General features: G+C 58.0%; 22 protein-coding genes, 1 tRNA gene and 4 pseudogenes. 10 read left to right on the top strand and 17 right to left on the bottom strand.

Features of this window, described 5'->3' with window-relative positions; genetic code table 11:
* Positions 1–112: 112 nt before the first annotated feature.
* From G359_RS20950 to G359_RS12495, 8 genes and pseudogenes are all read right to left on the bottom strand, one after another.
* Positions 113–262, bottom strand: a pseudogene (locus tag G359_RS20950) (porin); the annotation flags it as partial.
* A gap of 69 nt (positions 263–331) precedes the next feature.
* On the bottom strand, positions 332–2,992 hold the full coding sequence (locus G359_RS12465; RefSeq protein WP_045836391.1) for a nitrate reductase: 2,661 nt from the start codon (positions 2,990–2,992) through the stop codon (positions 332–334).
* 13 nt (positions 2,993–3,005) lie between these two features.
* The gene (gene nirD, locus G359_RS12470; protein ID WP_045836392.1) at positions 3,006–3,335 is read right to left on the bottom strand and encodes a nitrite reductase small subunit NirD; all 330 of its coding nucleotides are present in this window, start codon (positions 3,333–3,335) and stop codon (positions 3,006–3,008) included.
* 4 nt (positions 3,336–3,339) lie between these two features.
* Positions 3,340–5,787 (bottom strand): nitrite reductase large subunit NirB, encoded by a 2,448-nt coding sequence (nirB, locus tag G359_RS12475; protein ID WP_045836393.1) that lies wholly within the window; start codon positions 5,785–5,787, stop codon positions 3,340–3,342.
* Entirely contained in the window at positions 5,784–7,097 is a 1,314-nt protein-coding gene (locus G359_RS12480) for an MFS transporter (RefSeq protein ID WP_045836394.1), read from the bottom strand. Before G359_RS12480 ends, nirB begins: the two co-directional genes overlap by 4 nt.
* Positions 7,098–7,393: 296 nt before the next feature.
* Entirely contained in the window at positions 7,394–8,617 is a 1,224-nt protein-coding gene (locus G359_RS12485; RefSeq protein ID WP_045836395.1) for a CmpA/NrtA family ABC transporter substrate-binding protein, read from the bottom strand.
* Between the two features lie 2 nt (positions 8,618–8,619).
* The gene (locus G359_RS12490; protein ID WP_045836396.1) at positions 8,620–9,231 is read right to left on the bottom strand and encodes an ANTAR domain-containing response regulator; all 612 of its coding nucleotides are present in this window, start codon (positions 9,229–9,231) and stop codon (positions 8,620–8,622) included.
* A gap of 93 nt (positions 9,232–9,324) precedes the next feature.
* Positions 9,325–9,801 carry a MarR family winged helix-turn-helix transcriptional regulator gene (locus G359_RS12495; protein WP_245280016.1) on the bottom strand — a complete coding sequence of 159 codons (477 nt, stop codon included), beginning with the start codon at positions 9,799–9,801 and terminating at the stop codon, positions 9,325–9,327.
* A 207-nt stretch (positions 9,802–10,008) separates the two neighbouring features.
* On the opposite strand from G359_RS12495, the gene G359_RS12500 reads away from it, so the two are divergent.
* Positions 10,009–11,796, top strand: a complete 1,788-nt coding sequence (locus tag G359_RS12500) for a chloride channel protein (protein ID WP_045836398.1) — start codon at positions 10,009–10,011, stop codon at positions 11,794–11,796.
* A 108-nt stretch (positions 11,797–11,904) separates the two neighbouring features.
* Here the strand turns inward: G359_RS12500 and G359_RS20060 are convergent, their stop codons facing one another.
* Positions 11,905–12,354, bottom strand: coding sequence for an RrF2 family transcriptional regulator (locus G359_RS20060; protein ID WP_082072920.1), 450 nt, complete (start codon positions 12,352–12,354; stop codon positions 11,905–11,907).
* Between the two features lie 272 nt (positions 12,355–12,626).
* On the opposite strand from G359_RS20060, the gene hmpA reads away from it, so the two are divergent.
* The 3 genes and pseudogenes from hmpA to G359_RS20955 all read left to right on the top strand — a co-directional run.
* Positions 12,627–13,859: an NO-inducible flavohemoprotein gene (gene hmpA / locus G359_RS12510; RefSeq protein ID WP_045836400.1), complete on the top strand. Its 1,233-nt coding sequence runs from the start codon at positions 12,627–12,629 to the stop codon at positions 13,857–13,859.
* Positions 13,792–14,337: a group II truncated hemoglobin gene (locus G359_RS12515; RefSeq protein WP_245280017.1), complete on the top strand. Its 546-nt coding sequence runs from the start codon at positions 13,792–13,794 to the stop codon at positions 14,335–14,337. The genes hmpA and G359_RS12515 overlap by 68 nt, the downstream gene beginning before the upstream one ends.
* 327 nt (positions 14,338–14,664) lie before the next feature.
* Positions 14,665–14,853: pseudogene (locus G359_RS20955) on the top strand (hypothetical protein); the annotation flags it as partial.
* On the opposite strand, the gene G359_RS12520 reads toward G359_RS20955, so the two are convergent.
* Positions 14,829–15,173: a DUF6197 family protein gene (locus G359_RS12520; protein ID WP_045836401.1), complete on the bottom strand. Its 345-nt coding sequence runs from the start codon at positions 15,171–15,173 to the stop codon at positions 14,829–14,831. The pseudogene G359_RS20955 and the gene G359_RS12520 sit on opposite strands and share 25 nt — an antisense overlap.
* A 154-nt stretch (positions 15,174–15,327) precedes the next feature.
* Between G359_RS12520 and G359_RS12525 the strand changes: the two genes are divergently transcribed.
* Positions 15,328–15,540: a hypothetical protein gene (locus tag G359_RS12525; protein WP_045836402.1), complete on the top strand. Its 213-nt coding sequence runs from the start codon at positions 15,328–15,330 to the stop codon at positions 15,538–15,540.
* A 379-nt stretch (positions 15,541–15,919) separates the two neighbouring features.
* Positions 15,920–16,393 carry an aminoacyl-tRNA deacylase gene (locus tag G359_RS12530; RefSeq protein WP_045836403.1) on the top strand — a complete coding sequence of 158 codons (474 nt, stop codon included), beginning with the start codon at positions 15,920–15,922 and terminating at the stop codon, positions 16,391–16,393.
* Between the two features lie 323 nt (positions 16,394–16,716).
* Here G359_RS12530 and G359_RS12535 read toward each other — a convergent pair whose 3' ends face one another.
* A complete protein-coding gene (locus G359_RS12535) occupies positions 16,717–17,010 on the bottom strand; it encodes a GYD domain-containing protein (protein WP_045836404.1) in 294 nt (97 codons plus the stop codon).
* Positions 17,011–17,249: 239 nt separating this feature from the next.
* Between G359_RS12535 and nuoI the strand changes: the two genes are divergently transcribed.
* The gene (nuoI, locus tag G359_RS12540) at positions 17,250–17,741 is read left to right on the top strand and encodes an NADH-quinone oxidoreductase subunit NuoI (protein WP_045836405.1); all 492 of its coding nucleotides are present in this window, start codon (positions 17,250–17,252) and stop codon (positions 17,739–17,741) included.
* Between the two features lie 519 nt (positions 17,742–18,260).
* Here the strand turns inward: nuoI and G359_RS12545 are convergent.
* The 3 genes from G359_RS12545 to G359_RS12555 all read right to left on the bottom strand — a co-directional run bounded on the left by G359_RS12545 (position 18,261) and on the right by G359_RS12555 (position 20,368).
* A complete protein-coding gene (locus G359_RS12545) occupies positions 18,261–18,695 on the bottom strand; it encodes a CBS domain-containing protein (protein WP_045836406.1) in 435 nt (144 codons plus the stop codon).
* A 70-nt stretch (positions 18,696–18,765) separates the two neighbouring features.
* Positions 18,766–19,494 (bottom strand): SDR family NAD(P)-dependent oxidoreductase, encoded by a 729-nt coding sequence (locus G359_RS12550; RefSeq protein WP_045836407.1) that lies wholly within the window; start codon positions 19,492–19,494, stop codon positions 18,766–18,768.
* 43 nt (positions 19,495–19,537) lie between these two features.
* Positions 19,538–20,368 carry a cytidylate kinase family protein gene (locus tag G359_RS12555; protein WP_045837968.1) on the bottom strand — a complete coding sequence of 277 codons (831 nt, stop codon included), beginning with the start codon at positions 20,366–20,368 and terminating at the stop codon, positions 19,538–19,540.
* A gap of 367 nt (positions 20,369–20,735) precedes the next feature.
* Between G359_RS12555 and G359_RS12560 the strand changes: the two genes are divergently transcribed.
* From G359_RS12560 to G359_RS12565, 3 genes and pseudogenes are all read left to right on the top strand, one after another.
* Complete coding sequence (locus G359_RS12560; protein ID WP_045836408.1) at positions 20,736–21,101, top strand: SPW repeat protein; 366 nt, start codon at positions 20,736–20,738, stop codon at positions 21,099–21,101.
* Positions 21,102–21,120: 19 nt separating this feature from the next.
* Positions 21,121–21,242: pseudogene (locus G359_RS20960) on the top strand (NADH-quinone oxidoreductase subunit I); the annotation flags it as partial.
* A pseudogene (locus tag G359_RS12565) lies at positions 21,239–21,578 on the top strand (ferredoxin family protein). The pseudogenes G359_RS20960 and G359_RS12565, both read left to right, overlap by 4 nt.
* Here the strand turns inward: G359_RS12565 and G359_RS12570 are convergent.
* The 3 genes from G359_RS12570 to G359_RS12575 all read right to left on the bottom strand — a co-directional run bounded on the left by G359_RS12570 (position 21,552) and on the right by G359_RS12575 (position 22,520).
* Complete coding sequence (locus G359_RS12570; protein WP_156150760.1) at positions 21,552–21,986, bottom strand: phage integrase central domain-containing protein; 435 nt, start codon at positions 21,984–21,986, stop codon at positions 21,552–21,554. The pseudogene G359_RS12565 and the gene G359_RS12570 overlap by 27 nt on opposite strands.
* A gap of 128 nt (positions 21,987–22,114) precedes the next feature.
* On the bottom strand, positions 22,115–22,288 hold the full coding sequence (locus G359_RS20510) for an Arm DNA-binding domain-containing protein (protein WP_156150761.1): 174 nt from the start codon (positions 22,286–22,288) through the stop codon (positions 22,115–22,117).
* A gap of 147 nt (positions 22,289–22,435) precedes the next feature.
* Positions 22,436–22,520: transfer RNA gene (locus G359_RS12575), tRNA-Tyr, on the bottom strand.
* Between the last annotated feature and the right edge of the window lie 246 nt (positions 22,521–22,766).

Consider the following 22,766-nt stretch of genomic DNA (forward strand, 5'->3'; position numbering starts at 1 on the left):
ACAATGCGGGAGCGGAGGAAGCCTCTCTTGTCCGCAAGCGGCGCGCACGCAGCCGCTATTCGCACGATCATTCGCAAGCGAGAACGGACGGTCTAACCGATCCGCGGATCGCATCCCACCAGGTCAGCTCCTGCGCGACGTAACCGGATATCGTCAGAGAAACCTTGCGATTGCCTTTGCGTGCGCTCGTCGCTTCGAGTTCTGCGACGCGCTCTTAGAGATCGCTGCAGCAATCACCGCCTAGATCAGCAGCATGTGACATGCTGGACAAACCTAGAAGCGCACCAAACGCCAACGTTACAGGCAAATAGCCGCTTACTCGTTTCAATGTTCACTCCGCTGCTTCGAGGGTCTGCGCGTCGATGATGGTTCGGATTTCGGCGCGGCAAGAGCCGCAATTCGTGCCGGCCTGCAATGCCTCTCCGATCGCCGCGACGGTGCCGCAGCCGCGGCGCGCGGCAGCCGCGATTTCGTTGGCGCCAACACCAAAGCACGAACAGACGGTCGCTCCCTTGTCGATGGCGCCTGCGCCGGGACGTCCGGCAATGAGCCTGAAGCGTGCAGCCGCCCGAGGATGCGACGCCGCGAGTTGTCCCACAGCCCAATCTCGCGAAACGGCTACCGGCTCCGGCCCGAGAAAGAGCGCGCCCAATAACGCTTCATCGCGATAACAGGCGAAGCGATAGCGAGCACGCTGCCGATCGTGGAACGCGATGGTCTCGGCATTCGGTGGTTCGCCGAAAAGTTCAGCGGCGAGGGTTGCCCAATTCTCGCGGGACGTGGCGAAGCCAAGCTCGACGCGCCAGCCTCCATTACACTTCGCAAGTGCCCAATATTCAGCGTCGATGTGCTTGGGCTTATGAGCAAGAACCGCAAAGCCGTACGCCTCAGCGACGAAACGCTCGATGCGGACAGCGATATTTTTGGAAGCGGGTTGACCTGAAATAGGGTCCACAACCGGAGGCACAAGAGTGTCGACGCGAGCCTTCGACGCGAACTGATCGGTCCAGTGCATCGGAACAAAAATCGCGCCAGGTTGCTGGCGCGTCGAGACACGCGCGCGCACGAGAATGAAAGCGGACCCGGTCGAAACCCGAACGAGTTCGGCGTCCCTGATGTTATGGTGCGCGGCATCCTCTGGGTGGATTTCTGCAAACGGTTCCCCGTAATGCTGTGAGAGCTGCTGGCTCTTTCCAGTCCGCGTCAGCGTATGCCAGTGATCGCGGATGCGCCCGGAATTGAGCGTCATCGGGAAAGCATGGGTTGTCCGCGGAACGTCCTGCACGCTGATTGCGAGGAAGCGGGCCTTTCGGTCAGACGTGAAAAACCTGCCGTCGCCGAACATCCGAGGCAATGGAGCGGAGCTCGCGCGGCGGGGCCATTGAAACGGCTCGAGACGATCGAAAGTTTCTGCCGAGATATTTTCGAATTCTCCGATATCGAAATCGCGAGTTCCATTGTTCTCGTAAGCGGAAAGCGCTGCGTGCTCCGCAAATATCTCCGCTGGCGATTGAAAATCGAAAGCAACGCCAAAGCCCATACGCTTCGCCACGTCGCAAATGATCCACCAATCCGGCCGTGCTTCACCAGGAAGGGGAAGAAAGCTCCGCTGCCGGGATATCCTCCGCTCCGAATTGGTCACCGTACCGCTCTTTTCGCCCCATGCTGCCGCCGGCAATCGAACGTGCGCGTGGCGTATGGTGTCGGTGTTCGCGGTGACGTCAGAGACGACGACGAACGGGCAATTGCGCAGAGCCTCCTCGACATTGCCCGCATCGGGCATCGAGACCACCGGATTTGTCGCGACGATCCAAAGCGCCTTGATGCGGCCATCGGCGACGGCGCGAAACATATCGACTGCCTTGAGGCCGGGCGTCGTGGCAACCGTAGGCGATTGCCAGAAGCGTTGGACACGCTCGCGATCCGCCGGCTCATCGATGTCCATGTGCGCAGCAAGCATGTTTGCGAGCCCGCCGACTTCCCGGCCACCCATCGCATTTGGTTGACCGGTGACGGAAAACGGCGAAGCTCCAGGCTTGCCTATGCGCCCTGTCGCGAGATGACAATTGATAATGGCGTTGGCCTTGTCGCTCCCGCACGAGGACTGGTTGACGCCTTGACTGAAGACCGTGACCGTCTTCTCGGTATGCGCGAAGAGATCGAAAAAGCTTTGAACCATCGCGTGGCTGAGGCCTGTTCGTTCGACAAGCGTCAGAGCATCCAGCGCTACCACGGCACTTAGCGCTTCTGCGCATCCAGAAGTGTGGGCGGCGACAAAATCCCGATCGAAGGAATTCGTCTCGAAAAGATGCTTGAGGAGCCCGACGAAAAGCGCGACGTCGCCATCGGGTTTGATCGGCAGGTGCAAGTCGGCGATGTCGGCTGTCACCGTACGGCGCGGATCGATCAGCACAATCTTCATGTGCGGCCGCTTTGCTTTCGCGGCGACGATGCGCTGATAAAGGACCGGATGGCACCAAGCCAGGTTGGAGCCGACAAGTACGATGAGGTCGGCGAGCTCCAGATCCTCGTAACACCCCGGCACGGTATCTGAGCCGAACGCGCGTTTGTGTCCTGCGACCGAAGATGCCATGCAGAGCCGCGAATTGGTGTCGATATTCGCGGAGCCGATGAAGCCCTTCATCAGCTTGTTGGCGACGTAGTAATCTTCAGTCAGTAGCTGACCCGAAACATAGAGCGCGACGGAATCAGGGCCATATTCGGCGATTGTCTTCGAGAAGCGCGACGCGACGAGATCGAGCGCCGCGTCCCAGGTCGTGCGTCGCCCCCCCACCTCCGGGTAGAGCAATCGGCCGTCGAGGTCGACCGTCTCGCCAAGCGCAGACCCTTTTGAGCAGAGCCGCCCAAGGTTCGCCGGATGATCCGTGTCTCCGCGCACTGTAACCTGACCGCTGGCAGCGACCTCCGCCATGATGCCACAACCGACGCCGCAGTATGGGCAGGTCGTTTTCGTGGGTTGCTGCACCGTCATAGGAGTTCCTGCCTCAGGCTGCCCGGTCAGCCATGACGGCCAAACCGATGAAGAGCATTTCGCCATCGACTTTGATTGGGATCGTTCGCACGCTGCCTTCGTCGGCGCCGAGGGCCTTTCCCGTTTCGAGCGAGATCACCCAATTGTGCAGAGGGCACGTGACGGCGGTGCCGTGGACGATGCCCTGGCTCAGCGGCCCGTCTTTATGCGGACAGTGGTCATCGATTGCGAAGACACGATCCTCCGCCGTGCGGAACACCGCGATTTTGCCTAGCGGTGTTTCGACACAACGCGCGCCGCGCAGCGGAATGTCGGTAATGCTGCCGATCAATACCCAGCTCATGTCATCACTCCGCCGCGTCAGCCATGCCGATCGTCGCCATCGGCTTGAATTCATGCTTGTGAAGGCCGGAAACACGCTCGGACCAGGGATCGACCTGCGCGAATTTCTGCGAATGGGCGAAGCGGTCGTAGTAACCGTGGCGCTTGTCGAGATCATCGAGAATCTGGCGGCGGACTTCTTTGATCGTCACGCGCTTCGCCCATTTGTAGATACGTTCGAGATAGCGCGCTTGCTCGCGATACATCTGGACGAGCGCGACGATGACCTCCAGTGCTTCATCCTCTGTCTTGACGAGGCCGAGCACTTCGGTGCCCTTGATGTCGAGTCCGGCGGCGCCTGCAAAATGGATCTCGTGGCCGGAGTCGACGCAGATGACGCCGACGTCCTTGCATGTGGCTTCGGCGCAGTTTCGCGGACATCCCGAGACCGCCATCTTGACCTTGGCGGGTGTCCACGAGCCCCACATGAATTTCTCGATGCGGATTCCTAGGCCGGTCGAGTCTTGCGTGCCGAAGCGGCACCAGTCGGTCCCGACGCACGTTTTCACGGTGCGCAGACCCTTGGCGTAAGCGTGACCGGAAACGAAGCCAGCTTTGCCGAGATCGGCCCAGACGGCCGGCAAGTCTTCCTTTTTGACGCCGAGCATGTCGATGCGCTGGCCACCTGTCACCTTCACGGTCGGAATTTCAAATTTATCGACCACGTCGGCTATGGCGCGCAGTTCTTTGGCGCTCGTCAGGCCGCCCCACATCCGCGGCACGACAGAGTAGGTGCCGTCCTTCTGGATGTTGGCGTGGACGCGCTCGTTGATGAAACGCGATTGATAATCATCGGCGTATTCGCCGGGCCAATGACAGACGAGATAGTAATTCAATGCGGGACGACATTTGGCGCAACCGCACGAGGTGGTCCATTCAAGCTCCTGCATGACGGCGAAGATGTTCTTGAGGCCTTTGGCTTTGATCAAGCGACGCACGTCATCATGACCGAGAGCCGTGCATCCGCACATCGGCTGTACTGCCGCCGGGTTGTAGGCGTCGCCGAGCGTTAGTGACATCAACTGCTCGACGAGGCCCGTGCATGATCCACAAGACGCGGAGGCTTTTGTGTGTGCACGAACGTCGTCGAGCGACGCTAGATTTTTCTCTTGGATCGCGCCGACGATCTTCCCCTTGCAAACGCCGTTGCAGCCGCAGATCTCTGCGTCATCGGGCAACGCTGCAACGGCCGCCATAGGGTCGAGGGGGGCACCCCCCTGATAGGCTTGGCCGAAGATCAAGGTGTCGCGCATTTCTGTGATATCGACCTGCCTTTTTTTCAGGTCGTTGAACCACGCTCCATCGGCCGTCTCCCCGTAAAGAACAGTGCCGATGATGCGGTTATCTTTCAAAACGACGCGCTTATAGACGCCCGCCGAAGCGTCGCGAAGAACGATCTCGTGGCGATCTTCGCCATCGGCAAAATCGCCGAGCGAGAAGAGCTCGATACCGGTGACTTTTAGCTTCGTAGGCGTGTCGCTGTGCACGAAAGCTGCCGGACTTGCCCCATCGACAAGATGCGCCGCCGCGACGCGCGCCATTTCGTAAAGCGGCGCGACGAGACCGTAGACATGACCACCGACCTCCGCGCACTCGCCAAGCGCGTAAATATCCGGATCCGAGGTATGCATTCCGTTATCCACGACGATGCCCCGGTTCGTCGCGAGACCCGCTTCTTTTGCCAGGCCCGCATTCGGCTTTATGCCGGCGGCCATGACGACGAGCGTTGCGGGAATGATCCGGCCATCGGCAAGCTCGACGCCTTCGACTTTCTTATCGCCGACGATGGCTTTTGTATTGGCTTTGCAGATGACTTTGATGCCGCGATCTTCGATGGCCCGTTGCAGCATATATCCGGCCGCAGGATCGAGCTGCCGCTCCATCAGCGTTGGCATAAGATGAAGAACGGTGACGTCCATGCCCTGGGCTTCGAGACCGGCGGCGGCTTCGAGTCCGAGCAGGCCACCACCGATAACAACGGCTTTCGCGCGAGATCGCGCCGCAAGCAGCATCGCGTTGACGTCGTCCAGATCACGGTAGCTCAGGACCCCGGCGAGAGTGTTGCCCGGCACCGGTAGGATAAAGGGCACGGAACCCGTGGCGATAACGAGCTTGTCGTAGGGCTCGACGACGCCGTGATCAGATGTGACGGTCTTCGCCTCGCGATCGAGCCCCACGATCTTATGACCCTTGAAGAGCGTGATGCCGTTCTTGATGTACCAGCCGTCGCCGTGAATAATGATTTGTTCGTAGTTTTTCTCACCTGAGAGAACCGGAGAGAGCATGATGCGATCGTAATTGACGCGCGGTTCCGCGTTGAAGATCGTTACATCGTAGCGGCCGGGCGCACTCTCGAATAAATGCTCGAGCATGCGGCCCGGAGCCATGCCATTGCCAATGATGGCGAGTTTCATGCCTGACCTCCCATTGGGATGAGAGCTTCGCGAGCGCCGGGCGACTTCGCAGCGCTTTTCTCCATGCGCCGGATAGAAATGTGCATCCAGACGAGCAGCGTCATGACGATGGCGAACAGCAGCATGAAGCAACTCGTCCAAAGTCCGGTCACCTGATTGAGAAAGCCGAACGCGATTGGCAGGACAAAGCCCCCCAGACCGCCGATCATGCCGACAAGACCGCCGACGGAACCGACGTTGTCCGGGTAATACGTGGCGACGTGTTTAAAGACAGCGGCTTTGCCGATACTCATGAAAAAGCCGAGCACAAATGCAATGCTGACGAACACCGGCGGACTGATCTCGAAATGCTTGGTGATCAGGCCGTTCGTTCCGTGCATCACGTAGTCGGTTGGCGGCAACGACAGGGCAAGTGTCGCAATGGCCGAGACACCGAAGCACCAATACATGACTGTTCGCGCGCCGATACGGTCCGACAGAACGCCTCCATAGGCGCGGAAGATGCTGGCCGGGATCGAATAGGCGACAGCGATCATGCCAGCCGTTTCGATGTCGAAACCGTAGACGCCGATCAGATAACGCGGCAGCCACAGCGCGAGTGCAACGAAGCCGCCGAACGTGAAGAAATAATAGAAAGCAAGCCGCCAGACGCGAACGTCCTTCAGCGGCGCAAGTTCCATTGCGTACGCCTTGGGCGCGTCGCTTGTACGGCGACGCTCGACGGTGAGAGGATCATCGGTCGTCGTGAACCAGAAGATGATTGCCGTGACTGCCAATACTGCGGCCCAGATCAACGCGACGGCGTGCCATCCCCATGCGACCAGCGCAAACGGCGCGAGAAATTTCGTGACGGCAGCACCGACGTTCCCTGCACCGAAGATGCCGAGCACGGTGCCTTGCTGTTCTTTCTGATAGAACCGCGAGACATAGGCGATGCCGACGGCGAACGAGCCGCCCGCTAATCCGACGCCGAGCGCCGCCAGCAGCATTTCAGGATAGGTTTGGGCAAAGACGAGAAACGCCGTTGCAACGCTCGCCGCCAGCATGTTGAGCGTAAAAATGAGCCGGCCGCCGTAGCGATCCGTCCAGATGCCGAGGAAAACGCGGGCGAGAGAGCCCGTTAAAATCGGCGTTCCTGCAAGCAGACCGAACTCAGTTTCGCTCAAACCGAGCTGCGCCTTGATGCGAATGCCGATGATCGCGAAGATCGTCCAGACCGCGAAGGAGACTGTGAAGGCGATGGTCGACACCCAAAGGGCACGCCCTTCAGCTGTGGAAACCGTCAAGACGGAATTTTCCTGTGCGCGCATAAATTGCTCCCGGTCGTAGCGCGGAAAACAAAAAAGCTGCCGGCCAAGCGTTCGCACCCGTCGAAACCGGGTAAGAATGCTTGATCGGCAGCTTTGCCTGGGGCGCCCGTCATTGGACGCTTATGAATTCCTAAGAGCGAAAATTCCGCAGCTTAGGTGAGTTGAAACCTTCAACTCAGTTCATGAAACAAGGGATAATGGCGTCCTGTGATGCTTCGCAAGTCCAAACATTCAGCACCTTAGCGCCTCGTCAGTGCAAATTTTGTGCAGTGCACGTTTGACGCAGATCGTGCCTTTCACTGTTTCTGGCTCGCGATGTAGGCGTCGAGCTTGTCGGGATCGAACAAGCCACCATCGAAGAATCCGTCGGGTCCGAGCACTAGGCTTGCGCCGGATGAGCCGACCGGAGTTGCAGCCGTCAAGGCACCCTCGACCTTGGCATTCGCAACGGGGAGCGCAATGCCTAAGGGCTTCAACGCTGCGCGATAAAGGCCAGGCCGATACGTCTCCCGCGCTATTTGGGCGTTTTCGGCCGTATGCGGTACTTGCCCCCAACGGACCATCTGCGAATAGAACCAGAGCGCATGGCTTTTCCACGGGAAGGTCGCACCTTTCGCAAACGGCACGAAGAAATCAGAAACAGCGACGGTGCGCTCTCCGCCGATTGGCATCTGGCCGCGAAGCGCTGGCAACATCCATCCTACCGGTTGAGCGACGTACAGCTTCTCGGCCAGGATCCTCGCGAGGTCGTCGTGATTGTTGGCATCTCCACACCATTTGGCGGCGTTGCTAAGCGCTCGCAACAATGCGGATAGCGCCTCTGGATTTTCCTCTGCCCAGAGTGCACCCGCACCGAGAACCTTCTCGGGGCTCGATCGCCATATCGCGGCTTTCACGGTCGCGACGTGCCCGTGGCCAAGAAGAGCGGCGGCGGTGTTCCAAGGCTCACCAACGCAATAGCCATCAATGGTTCCACTTGCCAATGCGTCGACCATCAGCGGCGGCGGAACAATGACGATCTCGATATCGCACGATGGATCGATACCGCAGGCCGCCAGCCAATAGCGAAGTTCATAGTTGTGACTCGAGAATGGATGGACAACAGCGAAGCGCAGCGGCGGCTTCCGCTGCGAGACGCGTTCGCGAACGACCTTTTTCAAGGCGTGTCCCGCCATCGCGGGGTCGAAGTTCGCTTCTGCTCCGTGCGCCGACATCGCAGCCCAAACCGCATTCGAAACGGTGACCGCATTTCCGCCTTGACCGAGCGCCATCGGAACGATCGTCGGAACGGCAAGTGGCGTCAGCCCGAGATTGCAGGCAATCGGCATGGGCGCCAGCATGTGCGCGACCTGGAAGTGGCCAACTGCCAAGCGATCACGGATATTGGCCCATGACATCTCGCGTACCAGCGTAAGCTCGATGCCCTCAAACTCGGCGAACCCCATCTCTTTCGCCGTGACGAGCACCGCGCTGTCCAGAAGCGGCATGAAACCTGCGGTGATCTGGTGCGTCTCAGCCATATTCACTCCTCCTCGCCAGGTGGTGCGAGGAGCCCCGCTGCTGTGATCAGGCTTTCGGCAATCTCGGAAATCTTTCGATTCTGGCTCATGGCCGTCTTACGCAACAGCACGTAGGCCTGCTGCTCCGACAAGCCGCGCGTCGACATCAGGATGCCTTTGGCGCGTCCGACGAGTTTGCGCTTTTCGAGTTCGGAGCGCGCCTCATCAAGCTCTCGCGACATGCGCGAGAAAGCATTGAATCGGCTGATTGCCATGTCGAGGACGGGCTTGACGCGCTCTCGTTTGAGGCCGTCGACAACATAGGCCGAGACGCCTGCTTCAACGGCCGCCTCGATCGAAGCGCTGTCCGATCGGTCGACGAACATTGCGATCGGGCGCTTAACGGCGCGCGAAAGCTGAAACATGTTCTCAAGCATGTCGCGGTTTGGGTTTTCGAGATTGATCATGATGACGTCTGGCTGAACCTCCTCGATGCGCCGGGCAATACCGATGACATCGTGGACGATCGTCAGGTTGTCGTAGCCAGCTTCGCGCAGCCCCGCTTCGATGACGGAAGCACGGAGCTGGTTCTCATCTATGACCAGAATGGCAAGTGGCTTCTGCCCCGCCGGCATATCTTTATCCCTGTGCGAGACTAATCCGCCTACATGATTTTTATTCGGCCGGTCAACTATGCAAAGGAGCATCGGCTGAGTGCAACCGTATCGTTACGTCCCGTACTCGCGCTCGAACTGCTCGAGTAATTTGCGGAGAGCCGGACGTATGCCTTTCAGTTCCTCCAAATGATTGACGGAAAGCGCGGCCAACGTTTCTTCGCCCTCTTTCGTGACGTGAACTTGTATCCGGCGACCGTCGTTTGGATCGGTCTTCCTGACCACGAGCCCGAGACTCACCAGCCGGTCCACGAGTTCGACCGCCGTATGAGGACGAATGAGCAAGCGCTCCGCAATTTGGCTGATGCTGAGCCAGTCGATCTCGGGAGCTCCTTTGATCGAGAGAAGCGCTTGATGCTGCTGCGGCGTGAGGCCTGATCGAGCCGCCGCATCCTCGCTGAAAGCTTGAAACTTGCGAAGCGCATAGCGGAATTCCGCAAGCGCCTCGTAGTTTGCCTTTGTGACCGCGCTGCGCTTCGCCGCACCTCTACGGGTCGGAGAAGGACGAGCTTTCGGGCGGTGTTTGTTCACTGCCCCTCCCTTCATTCACATTTTTACGCTTCGCGCGCACAATAGATCGCACATCTCATTGGTCAACGGCGCGAACGAGAAGTATCGAGCACCGCAGCCGCGTGGTTTGTCGCGGCCCCATGGCCTGCTTGCATTTATATCGTAATACGATATTTAGGTCGCCGTTGAGCTTCCAGCAGTTGCATCAGCCATCAAGACAAGGACGGAATGAAGCCCGTAGAAGTCGATCGCACCCTCGGGGATTTTACCACGAGCCCACGCGTGCTTTTCGTCGCGACCATCGCGGTCGTCATCGCGTCACTCAGCGTAGTTGCCAGCGTCGCTTTGCTGGCCCTCATTCGCCTCTGCACGAACATCGCCTATTTCGGCGAATGGTCCTTTACGCCCCATACGATCGGTCAAATTCCGCTTGGTTGGGGCTCGATCTTGATCCCTATGGCGGGCGCGCTGGTCATCGGCTTCATGGCGCGCTATGGGAGCGAAAAAATTCGCGGTCACGGAATACCGGAGGCGTTGGAGGCCATCCTTTTGGGCCGCTCACGCCTCAGTCCGAAAGTTGCTGTCCTGAAACCCATTTCGTCGGCGATCTCGATTGGTACCGGCGGACCTTTCGGGTCCGAAGGACCGATCATTATGACGGGCGGCGCGCTTGGCTCGCTCATTGCTCAGATGCTTCCCGTCAGCGACAACGAGCGAAAGACGCTTCTCGTGGCGGGCGCGGCTGCTGGGATGACAACGGTCTTCGGCACGCCCATTGCCGCAGTGATGCTTGCGGTCGAACTTCTTCTTTTCGAGTGGGCGCCGCGCAGTTTCATTCCAGTCGCTGTGGCTGCGGCGGTGGCCGCGGTCGAGCGCACGTATCTTCACATGCCGTCGACCTTGTTTCCCTTTTGGGCTGACGTGCAGATTTCGATCACGGGATTGTTGGGCTGGGTAACAGCAGGAGCGATCGCGGGTCTGCTCTCGGGGTGCCTCACGAAGCTCGTCTACACGACAGAAGATCTATTTTCCAAGCTACCAATCCACTGGATGTGGTGGCCGATGATCGGCGGGGCATTTGTCGGCCTCGGCGGCATGATTGACCCGCGCGCCCTAAGCGTCGGCTACGACAATATCGAGCATCTTCTCAAAGGCGATCCCTCCACCAGGAGTGCCTTATCTCTGATGCTCGTCAAAATGACGATCTGGGGAATCGCTCTCGGCTCGGGCACATCCGGAGGCGTCCTCGCCCCTCTGCTCATTATCGGTGGCGCTACAGGTATGGTTCTAACAGCCATAATGCCAACAGTGAGCGCGGGCTTCTGGCCGTTTCTGGTCATGGCCGCGATGATGAGCGGGACGATGCGCGTCCCGCTCACTGCAACATTCTTTGCAGTCGAACTGACTGGCGCAATGAACTGCTTCCTGCCCGCCATGGCGGCTTGCGTTACTGCCTATTGCGTCGCGATCCTCACAACGCGCCGCTCCATCTTGACGGAACGGCTGGCGCGGCGGGGACACCATATTGTCTGCGAATATCACGTTAGCCCGTTTGCCATGACTCGCGTCGCGGATGTGATGACGCAAAGCGTTCAGATGGTGCCGGGCTCAATGACCTTGCGCGAGGCGGCGGCACTCCTGGTCGATCCGTCAACGACGCATCCCACGTTTCCAGTTGTCGACAGACAAACACGTGTTCTCGGGATAATCGATCCCCCCGCAATCATCCGTTGGCGCCGTCAAAGACATTCGCGTACGGCCACACTCGCTCAGCTTCTCGATGGAACCAAGCCAACAATCGCGTATCCTGACGACCATCTCGACGCTGTCGTCGAGCGAATGAACTCCGCGAACGTCGCCCATCTGTCGGTTGTTGACAAACAAGATGGTCATCTTGTCGGGTACGTTTCCTGGAAGGACTTGATCGGCTGTCAAGCAAGTACACACGGCGAACGCCGAACGGCCCTTCTTTGGGCTAGGCAAACGTGGTTCGCGCGAAGAAGAATTCCGGGCTAACGCCCCTAGGACCTGTTGATACGGCGGAGCCCTTGCGAGCCTTTTTTTGCGGTTTGAATTTAGCTCCTCTCCGAATGGCATATCCTCCATGGGTCATCCGTCACTTTCCTAACCGCCTGCGCTACGGAAAGTGGAGTGAAGCCTGGGAGGGAAATCCCGTGGCTTAAGTGCGATATCGGCGAGGGTATAACGATCCAGCGTGGCGAGAAATCCGGCTCGGGCCTCGTTGAGGACGCCACGCAATTTACAGCGTGGTGTAATCGCACAATGATTTTCGGCGCCGAAGCATTCAACCAGCGCGAAATCGGGTTCGGTTGCGCGAATGACGTCTCCAAGACGGATTTTTTCCGGCGGCTTGGCCAGAACGACACCACCCAAACGGCCGCGGACAGAGGTGAGAAAGCCACTACTCGTGAGTTGGTTTACGACCTTCATCAAGTGGGCGCGAGATATTCCATAGATGCCGGCGGTCTCTTCAATGGTGATCCGGCGGTCGCCTTGGCTCGCTGCATAAAGAAGAACGCGCAGGCTGTAATCGGTAAAGTCCGTCAATTGCATCGTTACACCCGAGCCTCGCGCGAATATTAAAGTACCTCGAAGGTATATTTTGTCGATCCGCTTCGCAACTTGCGTAGGTGCGTCGCACGACGGCCGACCACGGTCACGATGGCGATAACGATGTCCCCTGGCGTTTCAAACAGCCTATCGCACGCGTGGCAATTTGGCCGTTCCGCCTCCCTTGACCTAAAAGATATATAAAAAATATATCTTTTTCCGTTGAGCTCGGCACCAGGAAAAATTCTTGGCGGCACGCATCGGAGGGAAGCACCATGCTAAGTCAGAAGACCATCCAAATCGTCAAGGCAACCGCTCCTGTTCTTCAAGAGCACGGCAATACGTTGACGCGACACTTCTACAACCGCATGTTCTCCCACAATCCGGAGGTGCTTCCCTATTTCAACCGTACGAACCAGAAGGCAGGTAAGCAGCAAGCCGCGTTGGCATCTGCGATTTGCGCGTATGCAGCAAACATCGACAATCTCGGCCAGCTAAAAGAGGCGGTGGAGCTTATCGCGCAGAAGCATGCGTCGTTGCAGATCAAGCCCGAGCACTATCCCATTGTCGGCGAGAATCTCTTGGCTTCAATTCGCGAAGTACTGGGCAGCGCCGCGACTGACGAAATCGTCGCCGCGTGGGGCGAAGCTTACGGATTTTTGGCCGATATTCTCATCAACCGCGAGGCCCAAATATATAGCGAGGCCGCATCGGTTCCCGGGGGCTGGCAAGGGTTCCGCCGCTTCGTCGTATCGAAGAAAGAGCAGGAAAGCAGCATCGTAACATCGTTCTATCTGACTCCAGAAGACAAAGGTCCGCTGCCAACCTTCAAGCCCGGCCAATATATCACCATTCGCGTGCATACCGCGGACGGGCAGACGACTATGCGTCAGTATAGCCTCTCCGCCAAACCTAATTCGGATTGGCTGCGCATCAGCGTGAAGCGAGAAGACGGCGTCGGCGGAACAGCACCGGCAGGCTATGTCTCGAATCTATTGCACGACTCTCTGGCTGTCGGCGCGATATTGGAAGTGGCTCCTCCGTCCGGCGAATTCTTTCTGCATCAGGACGATGAGAACGAGCGGCCGCTGGTCCTCATCGCAGGAGGTATCGGAATTACGCCGTTGATGAGCATGCTGCAAACTGCTCTGGATAAGTTTCCGAAGCGCGAAGTTGCCTTCATTCACGGGTGTCAGAACGAAGATGTGCAAGCCTTCAAAGCGACCGTCGAAGAACTCAAGGCACAGCACAAGAACTTGAATGCGCACTTCTGTTACCTCGATCCACAGAAGCCCCTCGGCAGCGCCGACATCGGAACCAGCAAAGGCTTCATCGATGCGAAACTGATTGAGACGATGATCAGCAATCGCGATGCAGAGTATTATTTTTGCGGCCCGACGCCCTTTCTGGCCAAAATTCATCGTCTTCTGAATGCGTGGAATGTGCCGCACGCGCAGCAACATTTCGAATTCTTTGGGCCGAAGGCGGAACTCGCAGCATTTGCGTGATATGCATGTTGAAAAACGCATCGTGAGGAAGCGCCAACCCATGCTGGACGAGAGCAATAGAGCACCGGCTAAGGCACCGCCGCCCGTCAAGAAGACAAAGCTGCTTTATGATCTCGTCGGCGGCGAGGAAGGCATCCGCCGCCTTGTGGAAGTATTCTACGACATTGTTGAAAAGGAGCCGGAAGGGCGTGCCCTGCACATCCTTCATTTGCGCGGTCACGGTGTTGCGCACTCGCGCATCGAGCAATTCAACTTTCTATCGGGGTTCCTTGGAGGGCCGCGGCTGTATGTTGAAAAGTTCGGGCATTCAGATGTGCGCCGAATGCATGAGCACGTCGAGATTGCTTCCGAGGCGCGAGATGCATGGCTCCAATGCATGTCGATGGCGATCGATCGCGTCGGACTGGCTACAGATATCAAAGGGCAACTTATGACCAATTTTACCCGGGTTGCGATGATGCTCAAGAACAAGGACTGATTGATCAGCACCGCCCTTACTGTGGCTTCAGACTGATCGACGTCGGAAGCACTTTTCAGCGTTCTCCCTCATCGAGCGCGAAACCTTTGACGCGGCCGTGATCGACAAGGGGTTGCACAATGAGGCGTACGATCTTTGCGCCGAGTTGAAGTCCTTCGACATTCCTTACATCTTGGCCAACGCACCGCATGAGCAGATCGACAGCTCAGCATGAGGTGGCTGATTTCTGCTTTCGTCCTAGGAGCGGGCGTCCCGGCCACTAGAGCCATGTCTCTTCCTGACCCAAAGCGACCGAAACGAGCGCAGCCTGCCTGCGTCCGCTTGTGCCCCCTTAACATTATCGCCGTGGCTGACATCCCGCGCACCAAATGCGGCAGGATCACTGAGCTTGCCGTGCGCGATGTTGTCATGGGCCGCGAGGTGAAGAACAAAAAGGCGCTTGCCAATCCCGAAGCGCTGGAACTGTTCCGTGGGCTGTGGGCTCGAAGAACTCAGACATTAGCCCGACCTTCTTGATCTCGCTCGATGGCGATGTCGAAGAGAGTGAGTACGGCAGCGTGGCCTTCAGTGTCGTTGATTTGCGTGAGCGCGGTGGCTCCGACGAAGGGCCTCATTGCTGTCATGGCAAGCTCGTGCGCCAGATGGAGATCGTTGGTGAATTCATAAGCCGCCGCCACAAGGGCGCCCAAGGCACAACGTCGCTCAGCGTTGCAGTCTGTTGGGCCGACCGAAACATCCTTCGCGTCCCGCCCGAGGTCGCCCCGACACCAACGCCGTTGGCCCTCAATCAGGGCTCGGGCCCTCTCCAGGATCTGAACTTTAATCGGCTTCGACATGGCAATTCTCGCCTTCAATCTCCCCCTTCTTTGCTGAACTTAACTCGTCGCGCACAGTACTTACATCCACATTTGTTGTCCTCGAGGAGAACAATTGCCAACGACGCCTATTCACTTCGCTGGGAGAGAGGGAGGGATCAGAGAGTGAAGATGTATGGCTCAGAAGGATATGCTCTCGGCTCGTGAGCGCCGCCTGCGTCGCGGTGCGGCGCGCAAGGGGCTTGCGATCCGTAAGGCGAGCCACGGCCAGGATCGCGGTCGATACTTGGTTGTCGATCCAGAATTTGGCGGGCCTATCCGTTCGCACAGTCGCACACACCCCTATTCGTTCTCGCTGGAAGAAGCTGAGAACTATATTGCCGAATAGAGCCGGCCGAGACCGACTTGGGGTCGAGCGTCAGTCCAAGTGCGGAGGTTAAATGATATACACCGGCCTGGGATCGGAATAGAGTCACTATCGGCGTAGCCGTGGGGCACCCCAAGCGAGGCGGTGCTGTGCTAACAGCCCACCAAAGAGATGGTTCAGAAGTCGCGGAGAGCAGCGCCAATGGCGCCTCCGACTTTGACGCCCACTCCCGCAACGGCACACGCACCGCCCAAGGGGTCGTATTTTACACCAGCTGTGTATGTGAGCGCGCGCCCGCCGAAATAAAAGGCGTTAGCGGGTACGCTGTGTTCGCGGGAGGCGGCCCTTTTCGCCAGGTCGAAAGTGACCGACTAACTGAGGTCGGAAAGCGAGGTATGCCTTGGGTATCGCACCATCACTCCAAAAGTATCTTGACGGCCGTGACGTCCGTTATGATGTGGTGACACATACGCCTACGATGCGTTCTTCAGCGACAGCTGAAGCCGGCGGTATCGCAGAAGACAATCTCGCCAAAGGCGTACTTATACGTCGTAAGGACGCCTACATCTTAGCGATCATTCCGACCTCCTGCCACGTGAGTCTCGACGCGCTCGGCATGTGGTTGCAGCAGCCGGTGGGCTTGGCGAGCGAAGCTGAGGTCGCAACTGTATTCTCGGATTGCGCACTTGGGGCTATCCCGCCGGTCGCGGGCGCCTACGGACTGCAGGCCGTGATGGATGACAGCCTCGAAGGGTTCGATGATATTTACTTCGAGAGCGGGGACCATCGCACTCTGGTGCGTCTGAAAGGCCGCGAGTTTCACCGGTTGATGGCTGACGTACCGCACGCCCACATTGGCGCGCGCAACCATTGACGACACTTGGACCGGAGTAGTGGCCGTTTCCTGGACGGCGGCTTTGCTGCACGAGTTGCCATCCGATCAATAATGCACGCCTTGTGCAGCTGGCCTGCTGCACTCGATATCATGACGGAGCATGATGTCGGGGCCCCTAGTCGTACTCGCCGATCGTCGGCATCATAATCGAGCGAGATTAGCCCAAAAAATTGTATTAAAAGGTCGAACATCGCCCACAACGGCAGTCCGGGAGATCATATCGACGAGGGTGATCTGCGCCCCGTAATCGGCCAGCGTCACGGCGGATCTCGAGGCTGGCGAACGGCACGACATCGCGATGGTTAGACCATCTTGTCGAGGAGCTTGGTCACTTCTGCGGGCCCAAAAGCGCGCATTGTTTGTGTGCGGACATTTCCCAGCTTGCCAAGGCTTAGGCCAAGCTCGGCAACCACCGCATCATCCTGCGCCTCAAGAATGAGGACGATGTCGAATCGTCCGAGAGTCCAGTACAGATCCTTCACCGTCACTCCCAGCTGCTTCGCCATTTCCTTGAATTGTTCCTTCCTTTTGGGCGAATCCTTTGCGTTGCGAATGCCTTGCTCGGTGAAGTTCCCAAACACGATATACGTTGCCATTGGAGCCTCCTCTCAATCCTGTCGCGGCGGATCAATCGCGCACCATTCGACACCGTGGGGCAGCAAAAGACACCACGATCGACACGCTAGCGCCGGCTATGCCGCGATCAAATTGGTGCTTGGCATCTGGGTATCCGCGCGCATAAGCGCCAATCACATTCGTGTTTTTAATCCATCTGACATGACGAAAAAGGCGTAGACTGACTGAGGCGCAGCTGCGATTTGCAAGAGCTCGTCGCATGACCTCGATCGGACGGGGTATCAAGGCTCTCTTCCTCACCGAGTTCCTCTCGGCGTTCTTCCTGTCCATGCGCTACTTCTTCGCGCCGAAGAAGACACTCAACTATCCGTTCGAAAAGGGGCCGCTGTCGCCTCGCTTTCGTGGCGAGCACGCCCTCAGGCGCTATCCCAACGGAGAGGAGCGCTGCATCGCCTGCAAGCTGTGCGAGGCGATCTGCCCGGCGTTGGCGATCACGATTGAAGCCGGCCCTCGTCGCAACGACGGAACGCGGCGCGCTACGCGCTACGATATCGACATGACCAAGTGCATCTACTGCGGGCTCTGCCAAGAAGCGTGTCCGGTCGATGCCATCGTCGAGGGACCGAACTTCGAATTTGCAACGGAGACGCGAGAGGAGCTCATCTATGACAAGCAGCGGCTGCTCGATAATGGGGACCGCTGGGAACGCGAGATTGCGAAGAACCTGGAGCTGGATGCGCCCTACAAATAGACGACGCGGGGACGAGGCCCTGCCGAGACCTAGTTGTGGCGATAGCGATAGTATCGAGGCCCAACCGGACACCGGCTTCGAACCATTCCGATTTCTGCTTCTGATCCGAACCGAACCTCCCGTCACGGTAGGCCCTTCGCCAGCGCACTTTTCGCATCGTTCCGGAGGGCTTCTAGAGCCAAAATCGCATTGTCGACAAAACGATCAATCTCGGCTGCCGTCATCAAATGCGAAGAAATGGGTAGGTCAGCCACCCGGCTCATGGCGCTGGATTTCACATAGATTTGGACGAACGCCGCTGTCGAATGGGCGTCGTCATCGCCTGCTGAAAAGTGAAACCCAAACCGCCCTTTTTGTTTCTTCGATTTGCATCTCGGGTCTCCCACAATCTAGGCACGCGCTTCGGACAAACCGACCGGCATGCTTCAGTTCGACATCGGTCCGCATTTACGCGACGGCTGCGGGTAGCCCGCCTCCATGTGGACCAATAGCGCCGCCTCCCGCTCACCCGCTTGTGAATCAGCGGTCGCCTTTGATGTAATGTTCGAGCTGCTCGATAATGAATTTTTGATCTGCGATGACGTTTTTGACGAGATCGCCGATCGAAACCAAGCCGATAACCTTCGTGTGCTCAAGGACCGGGAGATGGCGAACGGCCTTCGCGGTCATGATTGCCATGCACTCTTCGACGGTTTGATCGAGTCGGGTGCAGATGACTGTAGTCGACATGATCTCCCGCACCAGCGTCCTAGGAGAGGTCCGCCCCTTCAACACGACCTTCCGAGCGTAATCTCGTTCAGTGATGATCCCGGCGAGAATGCCGCCCTCGATGACGACTAACGCCCCAATCTGATGCTTCGCCATCATCTCAAGTGCGACCAGCACGGAAGCGTCTGGATGAATGTGATAGACTCCACACCCTTTCTGATCGAGCACATCTCTTACGGTTGCCATCTTGGGTCACCTCTCGAAATCTGCGGCAACCACCAACGAGTATCTCAAAAACTGCAGCCATTTCGGAGGCTCATATGCCCCATCCAGTGACTGCTAGCACTTGCCCTGTCACTCCGGCGGATGCGTCGCTCGCCAGAAACGCAACGGCTTGAGCAACATCATCGCGTCTCGCCCAATGCTTGAGCTCTTTGGGCTTCATGGCGGCGATGTTGGATTCCGTATCTACTAAGCCAGGCGCCACAGCGTTGACACGGATGCCAACGTCACGTCCTTCGAGTGCGAACGTTCTCGTGAGCGCCTCGATGCCCGCTTTGGCGCAATTGTAGGCGACCATATTGGCTTGAGGCAGCCCGGCCCGGGCGAAGTTGATGATGGTTCCACCCCCGCTAGCCCGCATGCGGACAAAGGCGGCGCGCGAGCACAGGAATGACGACAAAAGATTGTTGCTCATCTCATGCTGCCAGTCATCCAAGGAGTGCTCCACAGCCGGCTTGTAACGCGTGAGCCCGCCCGCCAAGTTCACCAGAATATCGATGCGACCGTATTCCCGAACCATCCGATCGATCGCTTCATTCACTTGTTGCTCGTTAGTCAGATCGGCAGGTAGCGCCAGAACTCGAGCACCACGTGAGCGTAGCTCAGCAGCCCGCGCCTCAACATTGGCTCGATTGCGAGCCGAGATAGCGAGACTCGCGCCAAGGTCAGCCAGCGCTTGGCATGCCGGGACCCCGATCTGTCCGCTCTTACTAACCCCAGTGACAAGAGCAAACTTGCCATCCAACCCGCTCGCCATGGCCATCTCCTTTTAAGTTACGCTTCTTGCTCGGCCAGCAAACTAGCTGTCAGTCCGCATGCGGAACGAAAGCAACATGGGCGACCTTGCTCTCGACAGTTGTCACACCTTCAACGCCTTGCAGCAAACGCACCGCATCGACGATCATCTGTTGATCTGTCGTCGCTCCCGTGAGCAGCACCTTGCCGCTGAAAACATGCACATCAAGGCAATTTTGAACGGACTTGGCGCCGAACTGTCGATCCATGGCGGCCCGCGCGCGAAACAGGATGACCTCGTCCATCAGCACGTTGCGGGATCGCGCGGTCTCCTGAAATGTAGAGCTCTCTGCTAGGCGAACGATATGTTCGACGCAGTCTGCGACCGGGACCCGCGCGGTATTGAGCACGATCGCATAGAGCGACGGATCCTCCCAGTCGATTCCAAAAAGCTTTTGCATTGTTCCATTGTGAGCAGCGTCGCTGCGCTCGATTTCCCGACGTGCGTTTGCGGCGATGCCAACGCCGAGCCGCTCGATCAGGACTCTTTCACGAAAGAGCATCGGCGCACAGATACGCACGCATATGACATGCGGTACGGACTTCAGGAGATAGGTGGCGCCCCAGCCCCTGATCAGCACGTTTCCCTTTACCGCCAGCTCCAGAATCTCTTGAGCCGTATACCGGGACATGCGCTTGCGATCGAGCGTCCACCGCTCCAGCAACGACGTCTCGCCTTCGAGAAATCGATGCACCTCGCTTTCCGGCATGCCGGCTCGTTCAGCAATGTCGTGCTCGACGATCTCATGGTGAACAATAGCAAGCCCCAATTGCTTTGCGAGGCCCACAGCAACTTCGCTTCCGCGCGTCGCCATCTCGCGCGTCATGGCAATGACAGCCATTGTATCCTCCATTGCGGCATCGCGTGCCGGAGGATGCGCTGGTAGGCCCAACGGCCCGCCAAGCAGCATTGCGGGTACCTTAGAACTCGCGCTTCGCCGCCCAATAGATCCAATCCAAAAAATTTTAGGCCGTTGTTTCCCCCCTCGCAACTCGTACGAAGTGCCTTGGCAAGGTTATTGACGCTCGCCCGGGCGGACCGCCCCACACACGCAATGGGCGTATTGCATTGCGGTAACGTGCGCGATTGATCAAATTTTTCGATTCAGGCTGCAGCGTCCTTGAACGCGTTCGACGAACAATTACCTCAAATATACCGATGCGAATTCCCATGATGGGACTCGCGATGTCAACCGGAGGAGGTTGGCAATGGATGCAAAGCAAAACATCACAAGCGATTGGCAGGACTCGGTCAACGTCCTGCTCGGAATTGTACTGTTCATCTCACCTTGGGCGCTAAACTACGTAACAGAAGGCAGCGCTGCACTGAATGCACACCTCGTTGGTGCCGTCATCACGTTGATGGCTCTGGCGGCTCTGTTTGCCTTCCGCGTCTGGGAGGAGTGGATCAGTGCCGTCTTGGGAGCCTGGCTGATCGTGGCGCCATGGGTGTTGAACTTCAGCGGCCATGCGGCCGCGACGCGTACAAGCGTGGTGATCGGCATCGCAGCAATCGTGCTAGCGCTGTGGTCGGCGAACGAGCACACCTCAGGGCATATGAGTGCCGGAGGTTGAGGGAGCGGCCCGTTCATAGGCATACCCCGTGGATGCCCTTATCGAGTCCCGAATTTCGAGTACGCGACCGAGACGCGCAAGGAGTACTTTCACGGTGAAAAGAAGCTGCTCGCTAACAGCGACCGCTGGGAGCGCGAATGATGTACTACGCCGACGAGAGATGCATCAAGTGTAAGACCACGGACTGCGTCGAGCTCTATCCCGTCGATTGCTTCTAAGAGGGCGAGAATATGCTCGTCATTCACCTCGGCGAGTGCATCGACTGCGGGGTGTGCCAACCAGAGTGCCCGGTCGATGCCATCAAACAGAACACCGGGCCTGGCCAACGAGAAGTGGCTCGAACTTAATCGCGAATACGCGCTGAAGTGGCCAAATATCACGGTCAAGAAGGAGATGCCGAACGATGCGCGCGCCCACTCGGAGGAACCAGGGAAATTCAAAAAATACTTTTCACCCAAGCCGGGTGAGGGCGGCTGAGCAGGTGTATCTCGGGAACATAAGCAATGACTGCTTATGGCCCGGAGCGGTCGAAATCGCCTTGTCCGCTAAATGGTGAGCGGCGGACGCGCCCGATCCACGCGTAAACCACACGTCCCATCTGTCAGTGAGCGTCCGTTTTCTCGGCCTTTCAGCCATTGCCTTCGCCCAATCGATGACGACTTCGATCCGCCCACGCACCCGAGACGCTGTTTCGGGCATCGAATGCCAAATAGGTTGTATGGCGTCGAGGACCATTTCGGTCGTGACTGAGGAGACCGCCACACCACCGAACTTCGGATAGAGATAGCGCCGGAGGGTGCTGTGCCATTGCTCACAATGCTTCGCGTTCTTCCAGCTCGGCTCGTGCGCAGCCATGTAGGCTTCGGCGCACTCCTTGAACGTCATCGATCGAGCTTTATCCGCCGCCGCTTCAACTTCGGCTTGTCGCCTCACCTCGATTGGATCATGACCAATTTGTAGCTGCTGGCGCGCATCGGCAGCCAAAGTTCGCGCCGTAGCTAGGCTGACCGAAGTCACCGCGCCCAGACCAAGATAGCGCTGCCGCCGATCGAACAATAACGGAACACCCACGACTTGGATCCGCCCTTGTCCACCTTGAGATAGAGGCCAGCTCCGTCGGGATGCATTCCGACGGCCTTCACATTAGCAGCCTTGATCGCGTTCAGCCGGTGCGTGCTTTTCGCCATCGCTCGTCCACAAATTGGTCCACAAACGCGAGGCCGATGGTAGGCGATTTGCCCCGACGTCAATAGACGCCAGATCGGGATTTTCACTGATTTTATTAGATAATTTTCTCGCCAACCGACGTTAATCGACACTGGCAGAAGGGGTCTTGGTGGAGAGGGCTGGATTCGAACCAGCGTAGGCGAAGCCAACGGATTTACAGTCCGTCCCCTTTAGCCACTCGGGCACCTCTCCCCAGGCCGCTGATGCGGCTGTAGAAATGAAAGCGCCCTGCCAACCGGGCAGGGCCTTCGCCCGCGTTATCTTCATCGGGGCCTTTCATGTCAATCGGAAAAGCGGCAATGTGCGCTTCGGCCCCCATCCCATTGCGGAAGAGAGCATTGCGGGCGGGCCTTAACGTCGAATTTTCGAGGCACCCCCCTGCAGAAACCACGTTTCAACAAACCGTGGCGCGATAAGAAGCGCTCTGGCAACTTTTCT

Origin of the sequence: Hyphomicrobium sp. 99, from assembly GCF_000384335.2 — a bacterium.
In the GTDB taxonomy this organism is placed as follows: Bacteria; Pseudomonadota; Alphaproteobacteria; order Rhizobiales; family Hyphomicrobiaceae; genus Hyphomicrobium_B.